The 24,221-nt window shown below is 38.9% G+C and carries 23 protein-coding genes and 2 pseudogenes; 10 read left to right on the forward strand and 15 right to left on the reverse strand.

From position 1 onward, the window contains the following. Positions 1–230: 230 nt before the first annotated feature. On the reverse strand, positions 231–2,234 hold the full coding sequence (locus ACZ9EE_RS12960) for a galactosyltransferase-related protein (RefSeq protein ID WP_476027651.1): 2,004 nt from the start codon (positions 2,232–2,234) through the stop codon (positions 231–233). A 27-nt stretch (positions 2,235–2,261) separates the two neighbouring features. After that, a pseudogene (locus tag ACZ9EE_RS12965) lies at positions 2,262–3,075 on the reverse strand (UTP--glucose-1-phosphate uridylyltransferase). Between the two features lie 305 nt (positions 3,076–3,380). Here ACZ9EE_RS12965 and ACZ9EE_RS12970 point away from each other — a divergent pair. Both ACZ9EE_RS12970 and ACZ9EE_RS12975 read left to right on the forward strand, forming a co-directional pair. After that, positions 3,381–3,815, forward strand: coding sequence for an AAA family ATPase (locus tag ACZ9EE_RS12970; protein ID WP_476027653.1), 435 nt, complete (start codon positions 3,381–3,383; stop codon positions 3,813–3,815). 43 nt (positions 3,816–3,858) lie between these two features. Further along, entirely contained in the window at positions 3,859–4,752 is an 894-nt protein-coding gene (locus ACZ9EE_RS12975) for an ROK family protein (protein WP_476027655.1), read from the forward strand. Between the two features lie 92 nt (positions 4,753–4,844). Here the strand turns inward: ACZ9EE_RS12975 and ACZ9EE_RS12980 are convergent, their stop codons facing one another. The 5 genes from ACZ9EE_RS12980 to ACZ9EE_RS13000 form a co-directional block, all read right to left on the reverse strand. Further along, positions 4,845–6,533, reverse strand: a complete 1,689-nt coding sequence (locus tag ACZ9EE_RS12980; RefSeq protein ID WP_476027657.1) for a glycoside hydrolase family 13 protein — start codon at positions 6,531–6,533, stop codon at positions 4,845–4,847. 37 nt (positions 6,534–6,570) lie between these two features. Continuing rightward, positions 6,571–7,539, reverse strand: a complete 969-nt coding sequence (locus tag ACZ9EE_RS12985; protein WP_476027659.1) for a carbohydrate kinase family protein — start codon at positions 7,537–7,539, stop codon at positions 6,571–6,573. A 21-nt stretch (positions 7,540–7,560) separates the two neighbouring features. Further along, positions 7,561–9,030 carry a glycoside hydrolase family 32 protein gene (locus ACZ9EE_RS12990; RefSeq protein ID WP_476027661.1) on the reverse strand — a complete coding sequence of 490 codons (1,470 nt, stop codon included), beginning with the start codon at positions 9,028–9,030 and terminating at the stop codon, positions 7,561–7,563. A gap of 64 nt (positions 9,031–9,094) precedes the next feature. Next, positions 9,095–10,543 (reverse strand): sucrose-specific PTS transporter subunit IIBC, encoded by a 1,449-nt coding sequence (locus tag ACZ9EE_RS12995; RefSeq protein WP_476027663.1) that lies wholly within the window; start codon positions 10,541–10,543, stop codon positions 9,095–9,097. Positions 10,544–10,735: 192 nt separating this feature from the next. Continuing rightward, positions 10,736–11,731, reverse strand: a complete 996-nt coding sequence (locus tag ACZ9EE_RS13000; protein WP_476027665.1) for a LacI family DNA-binding transcriptional regulator — start codon at positions 11,729–11,731, stop codon at positions 10,736–10,738. A 281-nt stretch (positions 11,732–12,012) separates the two neighbouring features. On the opposite strand from ACZ9EE_RS13000, the gene ACZ9EE_RS13005 reads away from it, so the two are divergent. After that, positions 12,013–12,477 carry a PTS sugar transporter subunit IIA gene (locus tag ACZ9EE_RS13005; protein ID WP_476027667.1) on the forward strand — a complete coding sequence of 155 codons (465 nt, stop codon included), beginning with the start codon at positions 12,013–12,015 and terminating at the stop codon, positions 12,475–12,477. Between the two features lie 88 nt (positions 12,478–12,565). On the opposite strand, the gene ACZ9EE_RS13010 is transcribed toward ACZ9EE_RS13005, so the two are convergent. Continuing rightward, positions 12,566–13,105, reverse strand: coding sequence for a CcdC protein domain-containing protein (locus ACZ9EE_RS13010; protein ID WP_476027669.1), 540 nt, complete (start codon positions 13,103–13,105; stop codon positions 12,566–12,568). A gap of 144 nt (positions 13,106–13,249) precedes the next feature. On the opposite strand from ACZ9EE_RS13010, the gene ACZ9EE_RS13015 reads away from it, so the two are divergent. Then, positions 13,250–13,675, forward strand: coding sequence for a DUF1284 domain-containing protein (locus ACZ9EE_RS13015; RefSeq protein ID WP_476027671.1), 426 nt, complete (start codon positions 13,250–13,252; stop codon positions 13,673–13,675). A 227-nt stretch (positions 13,676–13,902) separates the two neighbouring features. Continuing rightward, positions 13,903–14,118, forward strand: coding sequence for a heavy-metal-associated domain-containing protein (locus tag ACZ9EE_RS13020; RefSeq protein WP_476027673.1), 216 nt, complete (start codon positions 13,903–13,905; stop codon positions 14,116–14,118). 78 nt (positions 14,119–14,196) lie between these two features. Here ACZ9EE_RS13020 and ACZ9EE_RS13025 read toward each other — a convergent pair whose 3' ends face one another. After that, positions 14,197–14,370 (reverse strand): hypothetical protein, encoded by a 174-nt coding sequence (locus ACZ9EE_RS13025; protein WP_476027674.1) that lies wholly within the window; start codon positions 14,368–14,370, stop codon positions 14,197–14,199. A 769-nt stretch (positions 14,371–15,139) separates the two neighbouring features. Here ACZ9EE_RS13025 and ACZ9EE_RS13030 point away from each other — a divergent pair. Further along, positions 15,140–15,844 (forward strand): DUF421 domain-containing protein, encoded by a 705-nt coding sequence (locus ACZ9EE_RS13030; RefSeq protein WP_476027676.1) that lies wholly within the window; start codon positions 15,140–15,142, stop codon positions 15,842–15,844. A 60-nt stretch (positions 15,845–15,904) separates the two neighbouring features. Here the strand turns inward: ACZ9EE_RS13030 and ACZ9EE_RS13035 are convergent, their stop codons facing one another. Then, on the reverse strand, positions 15,905–16,471 hold the full coding sequence (locus tag ACZ9EE_RS13035; protein ID WP_476027678.1) for an MOSC domain-containing protein: 567 nt from the start codon (positions 16,469–16,471) through the stop codon (positions 15,905–15,907). 142 nt (positions 16,472–16,613) lie between these two features. On the opposite strand from ACZ9EE_RS13035, the gene ACZ9EE_RS13040 reads away from it, so the two are divergent. Then, positions 16,614–17,537, forward strand: coding sequence for a PD-(D/E)XK nuclease family protein (locus ACZ9EE_RS13040; RefSeq protein WP_476027680.1), 924 nt, complete (start codon positions 16,614–16,616; stop codon positions 17,535–17,537). A 49-nt stretch (positions 17,538–17,586) separates the two neighbouring features. Here ACZ9EE_RS13040 and ACZ9EE_RS13045 read toward each other — a convergent pair whose 3' ends face one another. After that, positions 17,587–18,012: an ASCH domain-containing protein gene (locus ACZ9EE_RS13045; RefSeq protein ID WP_476027682.1), complete on the reverse strand. Its 426-nt coding sequence runs from the start codon at positions 18,010–18,012 to the stop codon at positions 17,587–17,589. 226 nt (positions 18,013–18,238) lie between these two features. Here ACZ9EE_RS13045 and ACZ9EE_RS13050 point away from each other — a divergent pair, with 226 nt between their 5' ends. Further along, on the forward strand, positions 18,239–19,183 hold the full coding sequence (locus ACZ9EE_RS13050) for an aldo/keto reductase family protein (protein ID WP_476027684.1): 945 nt from the start codon (positions 18,239–18,241) through the stop codon (positions 19,181–19,183). 74 nt (positions 19,184–19,257) lie between these two features. On the opposite strand, the pseudogene ACZ9EE_RS13055 reads toward ACZ9EE_RS13050, so the two are convergent. Further along, positions 19,258–19,440 (reverse strand): annotated as a pseudogene (locus tag ACZ9EE_RS13055) (universal stress protein); the annotation flags it as partial. Next, positions 19,441–20,886 (reverse strand): DHA2 family efflux MFS transporter permease subunit, encoded by a 1,446-nt coding sequence (locus ACZ9EE_RS13060; RefSeq protein WP_476027686.1) that lies wholly within the window; start codon positions 20,884–20,886, stop codon positions 19,441–19,443. A gap of 258 nt (positions 20,887–21,144) precedes the next feature. Between ACZ9EE_RS13060 and ACZ9EE_RS13065 the strand changes: the two genes are divergently transcribed. Further along, positions 21,145–22,509: a S8 family peptidase gene (locus ACZ9EE_RS13065; protein ID WP_476027688.1), complete on the forward strand. Its 1,365-nt coding sequence runs from the start codon at positions 21,145–21,147 to the stop codon at positions 22,507–22,509. An 89-nt stretch (positions 22,510–22,598) separates the two neighbouring features. On the opposite strand, the gene ACZ9EE_RS13070 is transcribed toward ACZ9EE_RS13065, so the two are convergent. After that, on the reverse strand, positions 22,599–23,273 hold the full coding sequence (locus ACZ9EE_RS13070) for a DUF421 domain-containing protein (RefSeq protein ID WP_476027690.1): 675 nt from the start codon (positions 23,271–23,273) through the stop codon (positions 22,599–22,601). Positions 23,274–23,591: 318 nt separating this feature from the next. On the opposite strand from ACZ9EE_RS13070, the gene ACZ9EE_RS13075 reads away from it, so the two are divergent. Further along, positions 23,592–23,783, forward strand: a complete 192-nt coding sequence (locus ACZ9EE_RS13075) for a hypothetical protein (RefSeq protein WP_476027692.1) — start codon at positions 23,592–23,594, stop codon at positions 23,781–23,783. A 130-nt stretch (positions 23,784–23,913) separates the two neighbouring features. Here the strand turns inward: ACZ9EE_RS13075 and ACZ9EE_RS13080 are convergent, their stop codons facing one another. Next, on the reverse strand, positions 23,914–24,192 hold the full coding sequence (locus tag ACZ9EE_RS13080; RefSeq protein WP_476027694.1) for a DUF1292 domain-containing protein: 279 nt from the start codon (positions 24,190–24,192) through the stop codon (positions 23,914–23,916). Positions 24,193–24,221 lie beyond the last annotated feature (29 nt).

Below are 24,221 nucleotides of genomic sequence, written 5' to 3' on the forward strand. Positions count from 1 at the left end.
CCCTGCTCTCTATTAGTAATTACTCCGAAAAACGTACTAGCTCTGTTAATATCATCTTATTGTAAGAGACAGAAGCTTGTTCCGCTTGGAAAAGCCTTGTTTTAAAATGGAGAAAATGTCCAATCACACAAAAAAGTGCCTTCACCCTAATTGGGTAAGGCACTTTATGAGAAGCATGGGGACGGTTCTTCTGCTCCGGAAGCATGAGAACCGTCCCCATGTTTCCGCTATTAATTATAAGGAAAAACCTTATACCATCTTTCACTGTCGAGAGCCCAATAAAAATATTTGTTGTCACCCTTAAATACCATGACATGTTCGCCATTCGGGAGTTTGCACCCCATAATCGGGTCTACATCGTCTAAATTATAAATAGTTGGTCCATACCAAGGATAGCCATCCGCTTTGTTATCCCGCATCCAAAATCCAATTCCACCCGTTTTTAGTTTACAGACAACTACAAATTGACCTGATGTACTTTCAAAAAATATCGGATCTCCAGTAACACCTTTAGCAATCTTCTCACTCTTATTCCAGCTGCCATCTGGTAATTGATAATAGTGGATTAAGGAGGAGTTCGACCGGACAACCAGCTCTAAATTTCCAAATGTACTTTTAATTGGAAGTGCTACGGAATAATTTTTTGAATTGTCATCATACCATGGATATTCCTTGCTTCTGTACTTTCTTGTGTTATATTCTTTGTCAAGTTCAAGGATCAATTTCCTAACTGGATCCGCTTGATCTCGAATGACGGGATGAGCTAGACCGTTAATTTCAGTTTGATTTAGGCAGTAAATCATTTCATCTATGGTAAAGTAAGGGCGATATCGTATCATCCTTGTGTCGTTTTCATTGGGGTATTTTTTCACCTTGAATCCAAGTTCCTTAGCCATGTTAACGTAGAATATTTCATCAGTACCAAAAGAAATGGTGTCGATTAAAGCATTTTTTAATTTTTGCTTTCTTTCTGGATCTAGCAGCGCTTTAACTATCGGTCTGGAAATGACCTGGCCCACATTAAAAACTCCATAGTAGGGTTTGAGATTAAATAATTGCTTCCACCTGCTTTTGTCTTTCTTAAGTTCATTTCCAATATACCAATCTTCTTCGGGGATTCTTAGCTTCACCCCCATATAATCGGCATCCTTCATTTGAGTTTGAATAAATTCTTCATAACCTTTATTAATGAACAATGCATCAGAATCAATATTAATAAAATATTTATACTCAATCCCCAATTCTTCAAGCCATTCCATTACTTCCATAAAATAAATGGTCGTCCATCCCCGCACTAACTTATGGCTATAAGGACATACAGGAACACCTAATCCCTCACACAGTGTTGGATCATTCCCCCCGTTATATAAAACCATTGTACTGTTGGGGCAATAGTATCGGACATTGTCAATTAACTGCTTGACTAACTCTCTATCCTCATGAACAAGGATGGCAAAACAAATTTTACTTTTCGGGGATTCTGGTAATATATTTTGATCATTAACTTTAACTAGTTTATGATCAAAATTTTCTTCTGGTGTCCTATACCGTTCATCAATAAGTTCCTTCATTTTCTCTATGTTTCCGCTAGCAAGTTCATAACGTCCAAGGAGTTTCGCATTTGCTTTACCGTTTGGATTTGTTTGATAGCTTGAACCCGGGTGCCATAAGTGAAATACTTTCCCTTCTAAATTTATTAGATTGCCGCAAATCGTCTGAGCTGCATGGGAAAAAGCATCGTCTTCTCCCCCCCAGCCAATAAATCGCTCATCAAAACCGCCAACTGCTTCGAAGTTTTCTCTTGATATGACAAACAGCTTTCCAGCAAATCCTTCGTAAACCCAATTGGATTTCGTACATTCTTCAGCTGTTACCTCAATAGGCCAATTTGGTTTTGTCTTTAACAGCTTCTCCGTACCTTCCATTTCAACATTATAGACTTCTGTAAAAGGAACGACAAAGCCACCCTTCTTGAGTAATTTAATTGAATCCACAATCAGGTTAGGGTCATAAACAACATCCGCGTCCGCTATGACAAATATATCTCTGGTAGCTTTTTTAGCTGCTAGGTTAACAGCCTTAGATTTATTAATTTCACTGCCATCCATTAATCCTAAACATATTTCTGCTTCCGGCATGACACGGGCATAATACCGTTTAATCCATTCGAACGACTTTGCTCTTGGGCCATAATCCGATTGGAAAGGAATAATAATTGAAACTTTTTCTAACACAACAACTCTCTCCTTCTCATACGGAAATTATTCACATGATTGTTCCTTACTCATGATTTTCATTAGTTCGATATAATCCCCTAACTTCCCCAAATCGTACCGATCCCCAGATACAATTTTTCCAAATACAGGTTCATTTCCAAGCAAACTTTTTATAGCATCTGTCAGCTGAAATTCCCCGTCTACGCCTGCCTTTAGTTCCTCTAGGTATTGAAAAATGGCCGGGGTAAAAACATATCTTCCAATAACCGCTAAATCCGAAGGAGGATTTTGTATTAGGCTTTTCCACTATATTTTCAATTTCAATCAGGTTCGAATTAGCTGTTCCTTGTATGACCCCATAATTTTTTAACTGATCTTGATTTACCTGCTTTAATCCTAAAACACTACTTTTTGTTTCCTTATATTCATCAATTAATTGTTTAAGAGCAGGGTTCTGATCAGAAATGACAAAATCATCTGGTAATAACACGCCAAACGGTTCGTCTCCTACAAATTCTTTTCCGAGTCGGATTGCATCACCAAGTCCGTTGGCATAGTGCTGCTTTATATAGAGAATATCTATATTTGGAAGTTCTAAATGTTTAAGCATATGTTCCTTATTTTTGCTTTTTAAAAAAGCCTCTAACTCCATTGAATGATCAAAGTAGTCCAAAATAGAGTGCTTTGAATTAGAAATTACAATTAATAGTTGTTCAATCCCTGACTGAACTGCCTCCTCAACAATATAATGAATGGCCGGTTTTAAGCCTAACGGGAACATTTCTTTAGGTATTGCTTTTGTTATAGGAAGGCTCCTAGTACCGTACCCGGCTGCAGGGATAATCGCTTTCCTCACCATAAGTTTTCCTCTCCTTCTTTTAATGTACATCTGTGAAAAATATAATCTTATAGAAAATTAGACTAATTATTATCTTGGCTTTTTATACTTATGTAACTTGTCACGAAATGGAAGCGGCTTGTATCACAAATTCACTCAAAATTAAGTTTATTCGTGAAAAATAACTACTTTCCGCAGGGCGCCACAGGTTTATTTGTCCCTGTCAAAACCGCTCCAACTTGCATTTCATAAGGTAATAGCACTTGATGGTGTTATATACATTGAGGTTGTTTGTCTAATAGAATGTGATAAGGGAGAGATATAGCTTGAAATTGGCTATTATGTGCGGAATGCCGCTAAGCGGAAAATCAACATACGCTAAGATACTTCAAAGCCAAGGGTGGGTACGGGTATCTCTGGATGATATCAGATTAGCTTTACATGGCGAAATTTATAAAGCGGAAGCTGAACCGCTCGTGTGGGAAAGTGCTGAACTCATGGTCAGGTCATTACTAAAAAGTGGACATAAAGTGGTTGTTGATACCACCAACAGGACGAGAGATCGTCGGAAAAGATGGATACGTGTCGCTAAGGAATATGGACTAACTTTAAAGATCTACTTAGTTGATACTGATTATGAAACTTGTAAATTACGGAATAAGTCGGAAAAGCGACTCTCTCAAGAGGTATTAAAACAAATTTACAAAGAATTTGAGATACCTGATTCAGACGAGGGAAAAATCAAAAAGGTAAACGGTTAAGATTAATAGAAAAATTACAATGTCATAATTAGGAGGAAATAAGGTGAGAAAGTATATTGCTTTTGATATCGGCGGGACACTGGTAAAGCATGGCTTATTATTAGAGGATGGTTCCATTCTCTCAAAAGGAAGCTATGATACTCCCTCCTCAAATCTAGAAAAATTTCTAGATATGATGGTTAATACCATAAGGACTTATCAACAGAATCATGATGTACTGGGGGTTGCCGTTAGTTTGCCGGGTTTTATTAACCCCCATACTGGTTATTCAGAACAAGCGGGAGCTATATCAGCCCTAAATGGTCAGAATCTTAAAAAGTTACTAGAAACAAGAATTCCCCTGTCAGTTGAAATTGAAAATGATGGTAACTGTGCTGCTATTGCAGAAAAAATGAGTGGGAATGCAAAAGGTTGTACAGATTTTATTTGTATGACGGTTGGTACGGGAATTGGCGGCGGGATTTATATCGATGGAAGGCTTTTGCGGGGGCACAGTTTCAGGGGTGGTGAATTTGGATTTATGATTACGCAGTCCTCAGGAGATGCCATGCATAACAATGCCTCTACTACTGCCTTAATTCGTTCCTATAAAAATCTAAAGGGTATTAAGGAAACTGAAAAAGTGAGTGGTGAGACTATTTTTCAAAATGCTGCACATGATTATTCAGTGAGAATGCTCGTGGATGACTGGATTAAAAACCTTAGTTATGGAATTTTCAACCTAGCTGCAACCTTAAATCCTCAAAAAATACTAATCGGTGGCGGGGTATTTACGCAACAAGGTTTAATAGATCATATTAATCATCAACTTGACAATCTATATTGGTGGAAAGAAATTAAGATACCGATAGAAAGCTGTAAACATCAGAATGACGCTGGAATGATTGGTGCTATGTATCATTTTAAACAAAAGCGCCGCAGGAGACGCAGCTTTTAAGAAAAATAAAACTGACACTAGTCAAGCAGCGAACTTATTTTGTGAAAAAAGGCAGTGAAGAAATTCACTGCCTTTTCACTAAGAACCTGCTATTACATAAATAACTTAAATACAATCGATTCATAAGGGCGAAGCTGAACATTAGATACATCCATGTCCGAGTCCACTGGATAGTTGTTAATAAGTAACTGTTTTGAACGATACTGAATGTGTGGAGGCAATTCAAAAATCGTCTCGTTCTCATAAAAATTATTAATCACCAGTAGACATTCGTTTGCTAATGTCCGGGTATAAGCAAAGATAGAATCATGTTTTTCCAAAATAAGCTCATAGTTACCATAGACAATAATTTCCTCTTGTTTCCGAAGTTCAATCAGCTTTCTATAGTAATGAAAGATCGAGGCTGGATCCTCAAGTGCCTGTTTTACGTTAATTTCTTTATAGTTCGGGTTTACATTCAGCCATGGTGTCCCTGTAGTAAAACCGGCATAGTCAGAACTGTCCCATTGCATTGGTGTCCGTGCATTATCACGGCTTTTCTTATAAATGGATTCCATCACTTCATTAGGATCCATTCCCAGCTCCGTTACTCTTTCTTTATACATATTTAATGTTTCAATATCATTGTAATCCTCAATTGAAGAAAAACGAACATTGGTCATTCCGATTTCTTCACCTTGATAAATATACGGTGTTCCCTTCATCATATGAAGAAGTGTTCCGAGCATTTTGGCTGATTCTGCGCGATATTCCTGGTCATTGCCAAATCGAGAAACAATTCGCGGCTGATCATGATTGTTCCAATAAAGACTGTTCCAGCCATTATTCTCTAATTGTTTTTGCCACTTGGATAGGTTTTGTTTTAAATCTATTAAATGAAGAGGCTTTAAGTCCCATTTGCTTTTTCCAGCCTGTTTATCCAAACTCATATGCTCAAATTGAAAGACCATATTTAGCTCCTGACGGTCCTTGCCTGTATAAAGCTGTGCTTGTTCCGGGGTTATTTTAGGGCATTCACCAACCGTCATGATGTCGTATTTCGATAGAACTTCAGTATTCATTTCCTTTAGAAAATCGTGGACTCGCGGTCCGTTATGTTTGTAGTCCTTATTTTCCGCTGTTCCGGTCTGAAAATCTTGATAAGGAGCAAGAAACTCCCTTTTTGAAATCATGTTAATGACATCCATTCGGAACCCATCGACACCCTTATCAAGCCAAAACCGCATCATATCATATATTTCTTGGCGAAGCTGTGGATTCTCCCAATTTAAATCAGGCTGCTTTGGAGAAAACATATGAAGATAATATTCATCTGTTTCGTGGTCATACTCCCAAGCGGAGCCGCCAAAGGAAGCGATCCAATCTGTAGGAACTTTTCCGTTTAAAGCAGGCCTCCAAATATAATAATCTCGGTAGGAATTATCTTTGGATTTACGCGCTTCTGTAAACCACGCATGCTCATCAGACGTATGATTGACGACTAAGTCCATCACCAATTTAATCCCCCGTTGATGCATTTGCTGCAAAAGCTCTTCCCAGTCTGTCATCGTCCCGAACTCTCCCATAATTTCTCGATAATCGCTTATATCATATCCATTATCATCATTAGGAGATTGGTAAACGGGTGAAAGCCATACGACATCGACACCCAGCGTCTTTAAATAATCTAGTTTTGAGATGATTCCTTGGATATCGCCAATTCCATCTCCATTACTGTCCATAAAGCTTCGGGGATAAATTTGATAAACGACGCTTTCTTTCCACCATTTTTTTGCAACCATAAAAATTGACTCCTTTTTGCCATCCACATGAAGTGCCTTATTTTTCAAGTAATTGATTGATCGTTTCTTTTGTTGGAAGAGAGGAAATGGCCCCTTTTCCTGTCGTTGTAAGTGCACCACTTGCATTCGCGAAGGTAAGAATCTCCAAGTGATGCTGATGTAAGATTTCTTCAAGACTTTGTTGTCTAACATTTTTTTCTAACAGCTGGTATAAAAATCCCCCTATAAAAGCATCGCCAGCGCCAGTAGTGTCTTCTACATCCACTGTAAATCCGCTTGTATAATAGTGTTGGTCATTTACATATAGTTCTGCACCCTGAGAACTTTTGGTAAATATAACAGCTCTTACGTCGCCAACAAATAAAGATTGGATGGCCTGGTCTATGTCTTGGATCCCCGTAATGAACTCCAGCTCTTCATCCGATATTTTCACGAGATGTGCAGCTGGAATAAAGTCCAAAATTGTTTTTCTGCAATCTTCAGGATTTCTCCATAGAGGGAGCCGTACATTTGGATCGAAGCTGATCAGACTTCCTTTAGCCTTTGCTGAACGAATGGCCTTAACATGTGCCTGCTTCATCGGACTTTCCACTAAATCGACAGAACAGAAATGGAGAATATCTCCGTTATTAAACCAACTCTCCTCTATTTCATTGTGTTGAAGCAAAAGGTCTGCAGAAGGATTGCGGTAGAATGAAAAATCCCGCTCCCCGTCAGAACGTAACGATACGAAGGCGAGCCCTGTATTGGCCTCACTTGTTCTTAAAATTTTATCCGTATTTACACCAGCCTGCTGAAGCTGCTCTAAAAGAAAGTCACCAAAAGCATCGTTACCTAACTTAGTAATTATTGAAGAATTTCCCCCGAATTTTGCCACTGCTGCTGCAACATTTGCAGGAGCGCCGCCAGGAGCCCGCTCAAACGCAATCACATCTTTTAAGGCTCTTCCCTTTTGGAGAGGAATGAAATCGATTAATACCTCACCAATTGAATACATAGTGCTCAAGTTCTTCACCTCATCCTCTTACTAAATATCCCATTTACTTGCTTGAAATAATACTCTTCCACCTTCAGTAAAGAAACGAATCTCTTTGCTGTCAGCATTCGGGAAAATCCGGCTTGTAAATACTTCTTCCCCGTCGTTTATAAAAATCTCAACAGAAGAGATATCAACAAAGAGGTGAAACTTTATTTTTGAGCCTTGGACCGGGCACTTTCTCACTGTCCCATATAATTCGCCTACCGGTTTTCCTGACAAGGTGCGATCTAAAATGACCTTGTTTTGAACGGCATCGTATTTAACAACCGTTTTTTCATGTTCTCCCGCCCTAAATTCAACACCGAAAGCCTCTGCATCAAAATTTTCAAACTCACATTCCATTTCATAAGATGTTCCATAAAATTGTTCGTAAACCTTCTTCTCATCAAAGATTACATCCTTTATGACGTAGAGCTGTTTGCGAAGTCCTTTAAGCTCCTTTACTGGCTGTTGGATGAGTTTACCGCCACGAATTGATAATTCTCTAGGTAATGTCAAACAATGGGCCCATCCATTTTTATCCGTCGGGTAATCTATTTCCGGAAGCCCCATCCATCCTATTAAAATCCGCCGTCCGTCCGGGTCCAGCATCGTTTGTGGTGCATAAAAATCGAAACCTCTATCTAATTCTTGAAAAGAGCCGTGTGTTAAGGTCCTGTTTTTTAAATCCAGTGGTTCACCAAGAATATAACCAGATTGATAAATGTTTTGAAACTCATCTCCATCAGGGGTTAGTCCCTGAGGGGAAAAAATCAAGACACCTTGTTCCTGCATTTCAAAATAGTCCGGGCATTCCCACATATAGCCAAACGAAGGGAGACTCGTTTGCAATTCCCCTTCAAAATTCCAACTCAGCATATCCGTGGAACGATATAACACGACACAGCCTGTTTGATTTTCCCGCTGCGCTCCAATAACCGCGTAGAAGTGATTGCCCTTCTTCCAAACTTTAGGGTCACGAAAATGATCTGTATAGCCTTTGGGTACGTCATGTATAACAGGCTGGTCCCATTTTTTTATTACCCCCGTTTTATCCAAAATCGCAAGGCATTGGTAAGGATGTCGTACCCAATTTTCATCGCGTGTATTCCCTGTATAAAGTAAATGCAATTTACCTTCATGTTCAACTGCGCTCCCTGAATAGGCACCATGGCTGTCATATTGATTCGTCGGTTCGATGCCGATCCCGACATTTTCCCAATGAACCAAATTTTTTGATTTCGTATGGTACCAGTATTTTAAACCATGGACAGGTCCAAGCGGAAACCATTGATAAAATAGGTGATATTCGCCGTTATAATATGAAAATCCATTCGGATCGTTTAATAGACCTGTTTCTGGCTGGATGTGAAAGGTTTGACGCCACTCACAGCTCCTAACCTCTGATCGCAATTTCGAGAGTTCTTCCCTGCTTGCTTCTTCTATCCGGCGATAACGCTGCTCTTTTGTCCACACCATGTTTGTCAAACTCCTTTTAAGCAATGAAGGAGAATCAATTGATTCCCCCTTCGCCATGTATTAATTATGCTGCCTGATTTTCCACGTTCACTGAATTTTTCTTTGCATCTCTTTTGGCTAATAAGATTGTTAGCATGAATGCTACAACAATTGAAATGGCCATACCAATACAGTAGTAAGGGATGGAATCTGGCTTGATTGAGATAATTCCTGGAAGACCGGCTGCGCCCATTGCCACAGCTTTTACCTTAAAGAAAGTGACAAAGGCTGCTCCGACACCGGCCCCAATAATCGCACCGATGAACGGATATTTTAGCTTTAAGTTGACACCAAACATGGCAGGTTCTGTAATACCTAACAAGGCAGAAATACCTGAAGCAGAGGCAATACTTTTCATCTTTTTGTCTTTCGTTATAAGAAAAACAGCAAGAGTTGCAGCTCCCTGAGCTACGTTTGACATGGCAGCTATTGGGAATAAGAAAGAACCACCTGTTTTAGCTATATTAGAGAGTAGTTGGGTTTCAACTGCAATAAAGCTTTGGTGCATACCTGTGATAACAATTGGACCATAGAAGAATCCAAAAATCCCACCGCCAACAAATCCAGTCGTGTTATATAACCAAACAATTCCATCTGTAAAAAGGTTACCAGCAGATCTTGTAATTGGACCGACAAATGTGAATGTGAGTACAGCTGTTACAAGAATAGAAAGCAATGGTGTTAATAAGTTATCCAACGCAGATGGAATAACTTTTCGTAAGTTTACTTCAAGCTTCGCCAGGATAAAAGAAGAAACTAGCACTGGTAATACGGTTCCTTGATAACCTACTTTTTCAATTTCAAAGCCTAGTATATTCCATACAGGGACTTTATGGTCGATCAAAGCAGCCCCATATCCATAAGCATTTAACAAATCGGGATGAACCATAATCATTCCAAGAGCTGCTCCTAAAAAGGCATTTCCGCCAAATCGCTTCGAAGCAGAGAAACCAATTAAAACTGGCAAGAATACAAAGGCAGCGTTTGCAAAGGTGTTAATCATGGCTGCTAAATCTGCAATACCGGGATTCGCATCAATTAACGATTTTCCGTCTATAAATAAATCTTCTGCTGTTAAAAGATTATTTAATCCCATTAAAAGACCGCCTGCAACAATAGCTGGGATTATCGGTACAAAAATATCTGATAACAATTTAACGAGCTGTAAAAGTGGATTTTGTTTTTTAACTCCAACATTTTTCACCTGACTTGTCGACATTTCGGAAATTCCTACAAGATCAATGAAATGCTTATACACTTCATTTACAATTCCGGCACCTAGGATAATTTGGAATTGTCCCCCTGTTGAAAATGTCCCTTTTACCGTTTCAATTGCATCCAAAGCAGCTGAATCAATCCTGTCTTCATCATCTAATACTAAACGCAGCCTGGTAGCACAATGTGCAGCAGCAGATACGTTCTCTTTTCCTCCAATCGCAGCCAAAATGGCCACTGCAGCTTCTTTGTGGTTCATCGCTCATTCTCCTTTATCATAGCTTTTTAGTTGGTACCGGTTCCAATTCATGTCAAAAAAATAATTATATAAAGTCCAAAATAAAGGAACCGGTTCCATATAGTTAAAAAAAAGTGCTAATAAATTAAGTGTGGAACCGGTTCTAATTAACTTCAAATTAAAAGGTTCCTGTTGGAACCGATTCCACACATATTATAATTTATGATTATATAAATTGTCAACGCTTTCCCTTTCAATTATTTTATATTTAGAAAAAATAATTGGAGGAATGTCTTCATTGCTCAACAGTCGAACCATGCTTTGCGCTGCCACTTGCCCAGCGTCTCTATAATAAAACTTAACCGTTGTTAAACTAGGGTGTATAATTTCTGTTACTTCATACCCGCCGAACCCTGTAATCGACAAATCCTCTGGGATTCTGATCCCTTTTAAATGGGCAGCTTTTATGGCTCCCAGCGCGATATTATCGGTAGCACAAACGATTAAAGAAGGGTCAAATTCGTCAATAATTTTGGGAACATTGGCGATGGATTCAGCCATTTTAAAACTTGTTTCATAGTATTTAACTTCACAACCTTCAACCTCTTGAATGGCTTTTCTAAAGCCTTCCTTTCTCTTCACTCCTACCGCTATATCCTTTTCTGTGACACCTAGAAAGACAATCTTCCGATGGCCTTTAGACAAGATATATCTGCCCATATCATAGCCTGCCTCATAGTCATTATGAATGACACTATATACCTGTTTATGCTCTTGTCCAACAAGTAATATTGGAATTTGCAGCTGTTGAAATGCTTCCAAATGCGTAGCCGTAATTTGTGTAGCCAATAGAATAATCCCTGCAACCTTTTGCCTAGCCATTGTATATATATTTTCAATCTCACGGTCTAGATCCTGACTGGTATTTGAAATCAACATTTGATAATTTAGTTCCCTAAGCTGTTGGTCAATTCCAATTAACGTCTGCGAAGTTGCATATGAATCCAGTCGAGGCACGATGGTCCCAATAATATTCGGTTTCTTTGCCTTTAAACTTTGGGCAAATGTATTGGGGATATAACCAGTTTCTTTTATCACTCGCTCAATCTTTTTTTTCGTTAATTCACTGACAGACCCACCATTTAAGTACCTAGAAACCGTACTTTTGGCGACACCAGATAATCGGGCAATGTCTGCAATAGTTTTCATAGCTTCATCCCCATTTTCATATAGCAATCGTACATTTTTTAATTCTATGGTTAAATTTTATTGTTTTTCCAAGGTTATTTCATTTTCAAAGATTTATTTTAGTATAAATCATTTTCTCCATGAAGATAGTCATTTAGAATAAAACGGTTGAACTTTTTCCTGCATTTCCTTAAAATAAAATAAAATTGAATATTATTTCGAGCTAGTAAATAATTTTGGAACCGGTTCCTCAGTTAGAACTATTTCACACAGTAAAATTAATCATAAAGGTGGTTTCACACATGTTTAAAAACTTATTTAAAAAGAAGACGTCTGAAAATGATCCATTTATTTTACAACCATTAGAAGGGCAGCTGCTTCCAATTGAATCCGTTCCGGATCCTGTTTTTTCACAAAAAATGATGGGAGATGGCTTTGCCATCGAGCCAACAAAAGGAACGGTAGTTGCACCAGTTGATGGGAAAGTCATTAGTGTATTTCCCACAAAACATGCTGTGACCCTTGTCGATCATAATGGAAGAGAGATTTTAATTCATGTTGGAATGGAAACCGTCAGTTTAAAAGGTGAGGGGTTCACTGCTTTTGTTAAAGACGGGCAAACCGTTGAAAAAGGACAAAAGCTACTCGAGGTTGACTTCGACTTGATTAAAGATAAAGTACCATCCATTATTACCCCGGTCGTATTTACAAACTTAAGTGAAAACGAAAAAATCATTCGTGATGAGCAGGGAATAAGAATTATTTAATCATCCAAAAGCCTCTCTTAACTTTAAGGGAGGCTTTTATATGTAATAGCAGCTGCTAACCTAGCATAACGGAGAAGATACCCTATTATTAAATCTCTGATTGAGTTAACTGCTTTTTCTTCTTTAATAAAATCAAGTAATAGAAAATGTAATAAGCAAACATGATGAGCAATAATCCTGCTGTCCAGGAACTTCCGACGGCTGTACTAATGTTTTGATAACTAGACGGTTGTTGGTTTGATGCTGCCGTTGTTAGGATACCGGAAGTGTACATACCATAAAAGCGGTAGATCAATCGAGCTAAAAAGATAAAGGTGACTGTACTGCCAATCCATGTATTGGGGCGGTAGTAAAAATGCTTTTCCCGCTTTTCAAATGTAGTTAATGCTGCCCCATAGTAAGCGAGCAGAATCCCAGCTAAAATCCCCACTACATCTGAAATTAAGCTGATCGGATGAGTAAGTCCTCCAGATAAAAAGACCAGCCCGATAATAAAGAAAATACAGGTCCTAATCACTAGTTTTCTTGGATTAAGCTCCTGCCAGCCAATATTCCGACGTACCCGCCTATAAATACCGAAAATCACCAAAGCGGTAATGATGACGACGGTATACAAGTGTTGCGTCATGTTTTTACCTCCAATTCAGAAATAAATAGTTAGTGAAGTATAATTTCCATATATATGTAACATATATTGTAATTAGTTTGGACACAACCATTATTTTATAAAGATTCTGAAAATATATATTTAAAAAGCAAAGGAGTGATATGGTTGAGTTTGAGCTTACGCGGTCACCATTTATTATGCGTCCATGGTTTTCGCGGCATGGGATACAGTCCTGATTTTGTAAAGAAAATGAGCGCAATTGTCGAGCAAATCAGGGATGTACAACAGGATTTCCCAATCAAGGTTGTCGCCGCACTCGATGATACTTGCTGTACTTGCCCTCATAAGGGGAAAACGGCCTGTGAGGCAAGCATCGGTTCTAATGAACATGTCCTAACCATGGACCTTAATGTCATTCGTCAACTGGAATTAATTGAAGGAGCTGTCTATAATAAGTCCTTTTTAGTTCAATTAACGGCTGAGAAAGTCAAACCAGATGATTTGGATTATATATGCAAGGGATGCTCCTGGCTTTCCTATGGAGTCTGCAAAGCGGGGATTGCCGATTTACGGGATAAGTATTTAAAATAGTAATTTAAATAAAGCGGGAGTACTAGAATGGAGTCATCTCCAGATACGGTTTAACCTTTGACATGCTGTTCAAAAATAGTTTTTGTCATAATTTCGCAAACTATTTAGCCAGAGCGTTAGCTAAACTATTGACCTGCTCATTTTTGCTCTAGCTTTTTTAAAATAGTGAGGATATTTCTTTCTAATTAGGAAATCTTCATAAGAGAGATGCTAAAAATGGAAGGAAGATGATTGTGGCAAACTTAACGATTTATGTAAAAGAAGCTGTCAATGAGCAGCCGATTCAATCACTGGAATCTGTCCTTTCGCAGATGGATGGCATTGAGAGAGCCTTGGTTGACACTGCGGATGGAGAAGTGAAAATTGAATATAATGAAACCCAAGTCTCTCCTGAAAAAATTAGAGAGACAGTTCTGCAGCATGGGCTAAATCTTCAAGATTAGTTTATTCTTAAGGAGCTATCAGTTTACACCAAAATCCCCCAAATTTGAGTTTGGGGGATTTTGAATTTCCTTTTTAGTTTATAAACCTCCGCAGGACTGATTCGTCCCTTCTGTTTGTTGTTTATTACCGGCTCTTTCAGTTTCATTTGAAACAGATTCGAGTCCATAACCTGTTGAACTAATTTCAAGTTTTTCTTCTTGGTTCTTCTTAGAGGTTGGATTAAGGTTTGGATCAAAATTGTTAGTGGTCAATTGGCGCCTCCTTTAGATATAATATATAAATTATCTGCAATCCTTCCGGTTTTCATTATAAAAATTTGCAGTGAATCCGCTTTTCCTTTTAGTACGTATGGAAAATGTCTCCACTTCCAAAAATTTTACAGTATTTTTACAATTAAACTAACTTCCTTTTACAAACTTTGCCTATACTGTGGTTATTAAATAAATGATAAGGAGTTAGCAAATGATTGAATTCCTAACCCGCTTGGTGATTTTGGTCCCCCTTTGCACATTTCTTTGTCCTTAACCGAATCATTCCACTGTAACTATTCCTTTTCCTATCCAATATCTCTTTATTTGCTCTAAATCCCATCATTAAATAAAGTAATTTTACTAACAAATAAATAATTAACTAGACAAGGGCAAAAGCACATAACCCACATAAACTGTAAGTACCGTGGCATATTTGATTATTTGTACTCATATACTTGTAAAACATTTTCACTGGAAAGGGGAATCTTGACCTATGGATATTTGCATTTCTTGTGGAAAAGAGTTATCGATTATGGAGAGAAATAGGACTGAATGCTGGGAATGTAGAGATACGACAGTAGAAGCCTATACTGAAGAAGAAAACTAGTCCTTATGTTGTGATGTCCTTTGGTTCTTAGAAAAAGGCCCAGTCCCTAATGCTAGGACTGGGCCTTCTAATTTATTTAAAAAATGAACTCAATAAAGGATTATGAATATACCATCAGTGTTAAACTAAGTGGGAGTTTTGGTACGAAGGGCGGTATCTTATATGAATTTTGCTCAAGCCCAGGACACACTGACTATGGTTGAATGGATTTTCAGAGCTGTCGTGGTTTTTTGCTTTTTGCTGATTGTGGCTAAAGTTTTAGGACAGCGGGCCATCTCCCAGTTAAAAATCCTTGATTTTGTGATTGCGTTAGTGATTGGAAATATTATTGCCCATCCCTTGTCAGACCACCACCTTGATTTAATGGGCTCTATGACCACTTCGATTGTATTAGTTGTGCTGTACCTTTGCGGTATTTTTCTTAGTCTAAAAATCCCATGGTTTAGACGGCTCGTTAATCATGCCCCCATCACCCTTATTCAGGATGGAGAAATCATATTTAAAGGATTAAAGAAAGCAAGAATTACTATTGATGATTTATTAGAAGAATTACGGGAAGAAAAAGTCACTGATTTGAAAAAAGTGGCCTTAGCAATTTGGGAAGCTGATGGGAAAATTTCTGTCTTTTTAGATCCAAAATATGAACCGATTACGCCAGCTGCCTATAAAATGGCTACAGAACCATTTGATCTGCCAAGGATTATTATTAAAGAAGGCAGAATCAATTCAGAGGAGCTAGAACAAATACATAAGGATATTAACTGGGTTGTTTCCGCGTTGGAACGAATATATCAAACGGAGGTTAAAAACGTATTGCTTGCAACCCTTGATTCAAAAGATAATCTGAAAATTTTTTTATATAAGTGAAAAACTGACTCAAAAATTTTTTTGAGTCAGCCTCTATTTCCGCTATTCCAAAATTGTCAATCATTGCATCGGATTGGAATAGTCATTCACTAGAATCTGCACTTCGTCCGTTTCATGAATAACCCCCGGCCTTTCAACGGCACAAACAATCCCCCGACGCTTATAGCCTGCTTTGACAAAACGAGTGGCAAGCTTTTGATGGTCCTTATAGTGCTTTTGGATTTCTTCTCCCGGCAATGTGCAGGGCATATTTTCCCCCATACAAATTAGGCCGGCTCCACTTGGAAAAATAATCCTTGAACCTTGTGTGAGTTTCGTTAATTCAGGATATCCCTCTACTAACAGATTTGCTCCTAACCACTCCGGCAGCACCTTTTCGATTTCTAGCTCGATAGCAATTTGAGCTAAATCCTCCTTAGACACGATTGTAATCTGCCTGCGGTTTAGGATCTCAGTTCCCCTAGGGTACATGGGCTGTCTTGAATCGGCCTTACTCGTGATCCCAAAATGGCGGTCACCTCTTATTCCGCCGAACTCAAGGGCAGCTTCCGGAATTCTTCTGGTCACAAATGTCTCCGGAAGATCGCCAATTAATAATGATTGAATGCTTGCTTGAACTTTTTTCAAGAAATATCCCTCCACTTCTATTTGTTAAACAGGTTATTTCAATATTACCATTATGACTCCCCCAAAACATGCCAATTGATTTTTACCGCTAGCTGCCAATACAATGACTATAATGATTTGAATTTAGTGAGGAGGGGTAACTATGTACGTTTACCGCGATTATCCTGCATTTTCTTGGTCTAATTCCCGGCATAAGACCTTTTTAGAGTGCAACCGAAAGTATTATCATCAATACTATGAATCTCATAATGGCTGGGAATATGAAGCGCCTGAAGAAAACAAGGCCGCTTATCGCCTAAAAAATATTAAAAACATCCCGATTCTTTTAGGGGATGAAATCCATAAGGTTATTGACCTTCAGCTCAAAAAATTTCTAAATGGTAAGAGCCTCTTTACGGAAGACGATATGATCGCTTTGGTAACGAAAGGCTTGAATAAAGCCTATTTAGACTCAACCAGATTTCGCATGCACTGGTTTCAAAAGCCAAAGCGTTACCAGATGCTGCATGAAATTTACTACGGTGATGGTCTGAGCCCTGATGAGATTAGCTCTGCGAAAACGAAGCTGCAGCTATGTGTGAATAACTTCTTTAGGAGTAAAACCTATCAAGATATTTTGACCAAGTTAGAGATGCATGTCCTGCACTCCGAGGATTTTCAAACGTTTGAAGTGAATGGTGTCGATGTATTTGTTGTCCTCGACTTTGTTTACAAGGATGTAAGTCAGGAAAAATGGGTGGTGGTCGATTGGAAAACTGGTAAGGAGTCAGAGGAAGACCGGAAACAGCTTGCCCTTTATGCCCTATTCCTTTCACAGAAGCATGATATTGAGATTGAAGACATCGTCCTTCGGAATGAGTATTTGTTAACAGGCAAAAGCCAGGAGTATCAATTAACCCAGTTTGAAATCAACGCAGCGCAGCAACTAATGAACGAAAGCATCTACCATATGCTTGGGTTCGTCGAAGATCCCGTTAAAAACAAACCACTAAGTATCGACCAATTCGAGAAAAACTCATCGAACAAATGCCAGCGCTGCAACTTTAAAGAAAAATGTGAAGTTTAAAATGGTGTCAGGCACCACAAAAAGACAGTGTCCACTGGTGGCTGACACTTTATATGTCGTATTCCCATATTCCTAGGTGTCCTTTTGCCGGGATGGGTTGTTCCAGCTGCTGCATGTGTTTTACTTCCCAAGCGTAGTTTCCCACGTTGAAGTCTCCTAAGTAGTAGGGGTTTTCTGATACTGTGCTGCCATTTTCTAGGACGGCCCACGTGGAATGATTGTCGGTTACCACTAAGCAATTAATTAGCTCACAGGTAGCGATAATTAGTCCGGTTGGGAGAGTATCAACTGTATATCCATGTTTTCCGAGCAAAGCTTGAATGGCTGGATGCGAGCAGGCTGTCTTATCTATCTGTTTACTTGTATGGATGGCCAACGGCCCCCTATAGGTGGTTCTCCACGTCCTTGTTTCATATTTGGCTTCTCTCAGTACAAAAAGGCTAGCCCAAGGCTGTTTCATTGATAAAACCTTCATTATAACCGGGCCCTCCCTTAAAGTTACGTTACTAAAAGTATTCGCACAGATTCTTACTCCCATTCAGTCTTTAAAGCTCTATTGGTTACCGTAAGTCCGAGTTATTCATAAAATTATTACATAGATTACATTAGACCTAACCACACTTCTATAGTATAGTTTGAATTGTTAGACTAATAACTTTATAGTTTGTACCTATAAAGAAATGTATTGGAGGAAACGGTGAATGGAATATCGACGTTTAGGCAATACGGGATTAAAGGTCAGTGAAATCAGTCTTGGAAGTTGGCTTACATATGGCGGATATGTGGAGGAACAAAATGCCGTTGCCTCTATCGATCAAGCCTATGAATTAGGTATTAATTTTTTTGATACCGCAAACGTTTACATACGCGGTGAGGCCGAGAAGGTTGTTGGAAAAGCATTAAGCAAATATCCTAGGAGCTCTTATGTCCTAGCAACAAAGGTATTTGGAAATATGGGTGAGGGACCCAATGATCATGGTCTTTCCCGTAAACATATTATGGAGCAATGTGATGCCAGCCTAAAGCGCCTTGGCATGGATTATATCGATATTTATTATTGTCACCGCTTCCACCAGGATACCCCGCTGGAAGAAACATTGCGTGCACTGGATGATCTCGTCCGTCAGGGAAAGGTTCTTTATCTCGGTGTCAGTGAATGGACCGCAGAACAAATTTCAGAAGCAGTCCATATTGCCGATAAAAAGCTGTTGGACCGTATTGTTGTAAATCAGCCTAATTACAGCATGCTGCACCGCTATATTGAGAAGGAAGTCATTCCGGTAAGCGAAAAACATGGAATTGGCCAAGTGGTCTTTTCTCCTTTAGCACAGGGTGTACTTACAGGAAAATATAAAAAAGGCCAGATGCCGCCGGCAGGAAGCCGTGCCGCTCAACAAGATTTAAATCTTTCTCATGTGTTAACAGAGCAAAACCTTGATAAAGTAGAGCAGTTACAAAACATTGCAGCGGAAGAAAATCTAACTTTAAGCCAGCTTGCACTTGCTTGGATCTTAAGACAGCCAAACGTTGCAAGTGCCCTTATTGGAGCAAGCCGTCCGGAACAGCTTATAGAAAATGTAAAGGCTTCGGGTGTAACCATATCTACTGATAGTCTTGCACAGATTCATGAAATTTTAAATGCATAGGCTTTTAAGGTGAAAAATTGAAAGAGCATCTGCTACTAGCTTAGCAGATGCTCTTTTTTCGTTACTTCTATTCATTATAAAGCGTAATACTCAGGTGTATGAACAACCAAAACATCACAAGTAGCCGAACGAACGATTGATCCAAATACAGAACCAATTAAGTACCGTTCAACAGCATTTAGTCCTGTAGCACCACAAATAATTAAATCCGTCTCTACAAAGTCAGCAATCTCTTTGGTGATCATCGTTTTTGGCGATTAATGAGGCTTTTTAATGAATAACGATAGGACAACATTAATTACCGCTAATACTAAACTAATGGTAAATACAATCGAAGAACCCGCTGCTGCTGCCTCTGGCAGTTCATTGGCAGTGACTGCTAAATAACTATTTTCCTTGGCCGCAAAAATGGATACCAATACTGCAATACCGATTGCCCCCGCTACTTGTTGAAGCGTTTGAGTAAGTGCAATTCCATCTGGATAGTACTGTTTCGGAAGCGAATTTAATGTATTGGTTTGGACAGAAGCAAGCACCGCCCCTATCCCCAACATCATGACAATATGGGTTACCACAACCATCCAAATAGCTGTGTATGCACCAAATTGCGAATAGAAGACATAACCAATCGCAACTAAAATAGTTCCAGGGGTAATCACCGCTTTGGGACCATATTTATCAAACAAACGTCCAATGGCTGGAGCTAATACACAATTAAGCAAGCTTCCAGGCAGCAGGATAAGTCCTGTTGTAAAAGCCGCAATTAAAAGAGCCATTTGCATATACATTGGTAAGATGACGAGCATGGACAACATATTAAAGAACGTAATAAACGTCATAAAGACTCCAAGAACGAAAAGTGGGTACTTAAAGGCGATTAGATTCAGCATGGGATTCTCCATTTTCGTTTGACGAATCGCAAAAATAGTCAGTGCTATAAATCCAATAATGATAGATCCAAGAACTGTTGCACTCGTCCAGCCTGCCTCACCCGATACACTGAATCCGTAAACGACCCCACCGAATCCAATCGTCGAAAGAATAACCGATACTGCATCAATCGAAACTTGACGGGTCTCATTTACATTCGGCAAATAAAGGACCCCAATAATAAGAGAAAACAGTAAGAATGGTAATGTAACCAAGAATATCCAATGCCAAGATAAAGTATCTAATATAAGTCCTGCAATGGTTGGGCCTAGTGCCGGGCCAGCTAACATAACTAAGCCCATAACACCCATCGCAGCGCCTCGTTTATTTGGCAGGAAAATCGTAAAAATAACATTTTGCGTTAACGGTAAAGCAATAGCTAAGCCAGCTGCCTGGACAATACGCGCCGTCAGTAAAAGACTAAATACAGGTGCTGCTGCTGCTAAAATAGTCCCGATAAGGGATAATGCTTTTGAAGTCAAAAACATTTGTCTTGTTGTAAACTTTTGCATCAAAATACCAGTTACCGGAACTAAAATACCTAATGTTAAGAAATAGCCTGTTGCTAACCATCCGATCGTCGTTGCATTAGTGTTAAATATTCTCCCTAAATCCCCTAAGGCAATATTTAATGCCGTTTCACTAAATAGTCCTACAAATCCAGCCACAAAAAGAGCCGCCATGATTGGACCTGTTTTAATTTGGTTATTCACCATTGAGCCTGTTTTCGCTTGTTGATTTGTGATCGATCCTGTTGTGATTTGTTCACTCATTTATTTAAACCCCTTTAATAGATTTAGTACTTATCAACGATTGCCCATAAGTCCACCTCCACTAGACCAACTGGTCTGTTTATAACAATAACAAAATTTTTTTCCTTACGTCAAGTTTTTTTTACAAATTTGACACAACCGTTGGCATCTTCACTCTTAAAAATTAACTCCATACCTAAACTAGTTTTCCAACCCATTCATAAAAGTGTCTAAAAGTAACATGCTATTAATAATACTATTTACTTTTGAGGTGAAGGAATGCGAAATAGGTTAATTTTCGGTATTTTCACACTTGGTTTAGGCATTATTCTGTTTGCTACCATGCGCCCGTTTTTCTTAGATAAAGGAGAACAGCGGAACAATACAATCACCCGCACGGACATCCGGAGCAAGCCTCTACAGGTACAAAACGTCCAGCATCAGAATAGCCAAATTCAAAGAATTAATATGATTAAAACCAATCATCAGCTCGTGCACAGGCTCAACAACAGCCCGGCAATCAAGGTAATTCACCATAACAAGCAGGACAAAAGCCATTATTATGAAAAGGAAATAGTCGTCAATTTCAAGACAATCCCTCCACAGGAAAAAATAAATCAATATCTAAAAGACATTGATGGAAGCCTGAAGGAACAACATGAAACCCTTTTTATTTTTAGATCCAACAGTTTATCAGCTAATCAACTGGAAAAATACTTTATCCAAAATCAAGCGGTTGAATATGCTGAACCGCATTACATCTTTATACCGAATGAGGTGAACGACACCTATTACCAAAGTTATCAATGGAATTTGCCGGCAATTGGGACAGAACGGGGCTGGAACCTTAGCCGCGGCTCCAAAAAGGTGAAAATCGCTGTGGTCGATACTGGTGTCGATCTGGATCATCCAGACCTTGCGCGGCGTTTAACAACCGGCTATAACGCCATTGATAATAGCAACAAGCCAGACGATGATAATGGCCATGGCTCACATGTGGCCGGTATTATTGCTGCCGATACTAATAATGGTGTGGGTATGGCAGGAATTACGTGGTATAACCCTATTATCCCGGTAAAGGTAATGGGCGCCGATGGAACGGGTGGATCTTTCTACGTTGCAAAAGGAATCCGCTGGGCGGTTGACCATGATGCAGATGTAATTAACTTAAGCCTGGGGAATTATCAAACTTGTGATGTTTTAGAAAGTGCGATTGATTACGCATTAGAAAAAAATGTTGTCGTCATCTCTGCTGCTGGTAATGATAATACCAGCCAGCGAAGCTATCCCGCCGCCTATCCAGGTGTGTTGGGGGTATCTGCAGTGGATTGGGATGGTAAACGGGCAGAATTCTCGAACTTCGGAGATTATGTGGATGTGGCTGCACCTGGTGTAGATATTCCAAGTACTTTTTCCAATGGAGAATATGCCTCCCTTTCTGGCACCTCCATGGCCGCGCCACATGTTACCGCTTTAGCGGGTTTAATCCGGTCAGTCAATCCAAAGTTAAAAAATACTGATGTAGTCAAAATCATTACCGGCAGTGCGCAGCCAGTGGGCAAAAACACACGAAGTCCTTACTTTGGGAATGGAATTATAAACAATGCTGCGGCTCTCCAAATGGCAGAGAAAAAGGCTAAGTAGTAATTGAACCGTCGCCGCCCGCAAATTTGTCATAAAAAAATGGCTCAGTTCACCGAACCGGGCCATTTTCCATTTCTCTCAGCTAAAAACTAGTTATATTTGGATAGGTTTAAACCATTGTTTTCCTGCCACTCCGCATATAATACATCCCTATAATGGTTAATATTTTGGTTGCCTAACTGTTCTTTTAGCCATTCTTCTGTTAATCCTGCTTCTTGAAGATTTCCGGATACCAATTTCCCATCCATTATCAATGCAAAGGGCAAACTCACTTGTTTTTTAGGAACATTTAGGTCTTGTTTTGTAGGAGCCCCGTATTCATGTTTGGGGACAATGCTAAGTTGTCCGTCCCGTTCCAAAATAACATATTCTGCCTCAAAGATTGAAAAATAACCCTGCTTTCTCATTTGCTGTTGCAGTTGATTTAAATCAATATGATTCTTCTTCAAGCTTTGATAAAGGATTTGTCCATTTTTAATTAATAATGCTGGTTTGCCTTCAAACATTACTCTAAATACCATAAACTTTTGAGTCGATTTTTCTACACAATAAATCAGCAGCCCCCAAAAGAAAATCGTAAAGACAATTTCTGTTATATCAATCCGATCATCAAATACGGCATCCCCTACAAAATTCCCCATGACCAATCCGGTGATAAAATCAAACGGGGTAATCTGCGAAAACTGAATTTTCCCTAAAAATTTTAATACTAGGAGGAGGGTCAAAAAGCCTACTATCAATTCCAAAGCAATATCTAAATACATACATTTTTCTCTCCTAAAAAGGACCTAGATAATTCGGTTAATATATAGTGTTACCATTTCCCAGATTTTATTATGTATTCTCAAGTTACTGTCTTAAACTTTTATTACTAAAGCAGTGCCTTTTTGTACGAGATCATCGGTGTCCATTAACTGTTATGCCCTTTAGTTAAGAGGGTTTTCTTTTTTTAAAAGTAGTTGAAAAAATATCCTATTCCTTTAATATAGTAAGTGCCGTGATATTTTTAAAAATTAGTTATTTTAAAATAATTGTGATAGGTGTGCTAAATATAAAATATTTCCAAATCGGAGGATTTATTTTTGCCAAACTTATATGACAAATTACCAATTGATGTATTAGCTCAGTTTTATTTCCATATTAATAAAAATATCGAAAATGGTATCCTATCAAAAGCGATGTACTATGAGATTAAGCTGATTAAAAAGTCCATTATCAAAAAGGGATTACATATGACGGATCTTGATAGATATATTAATCACACCATTAGATAAGTTTCTGTCCAGTATGCTTAAATAAGAGGGAGCTGAACGATTAATCGTCCAGCCCATTAAAGGAAATATGAATTCATGACGCCTGCACCCAAGCATTAACGACCGCTCAGGAATTTCCTCCTGCTGTTCCTTATTCCGCCGGTGCCTCTTCGACAGCTATTTGATAGGCATCTAATATCGCTTCACTTTCTAGTGGATCGGAAATGCCCACTAAATACTGGTTTCCCTCTTCCCCTTCAATTTTCATGACAATAGTTTCGTCATCCGCAGCCAAAAGTGCATAGGATTCTTCCTCCATATCAAACAATGCCTCAACAGCGAACTCTTTTCGATTGCCCTTCTTATCTTCAATTGTTATATAATCTCTATGTTCATCACCCATCAGTGCCACTCCTTTTTCGTTTCTCATTATACTTTTCCCATCAGCGTAAAACGTTA

It is taken from the genome of Bacillus sp. URHA0034 (assembly GCF_056280405.1).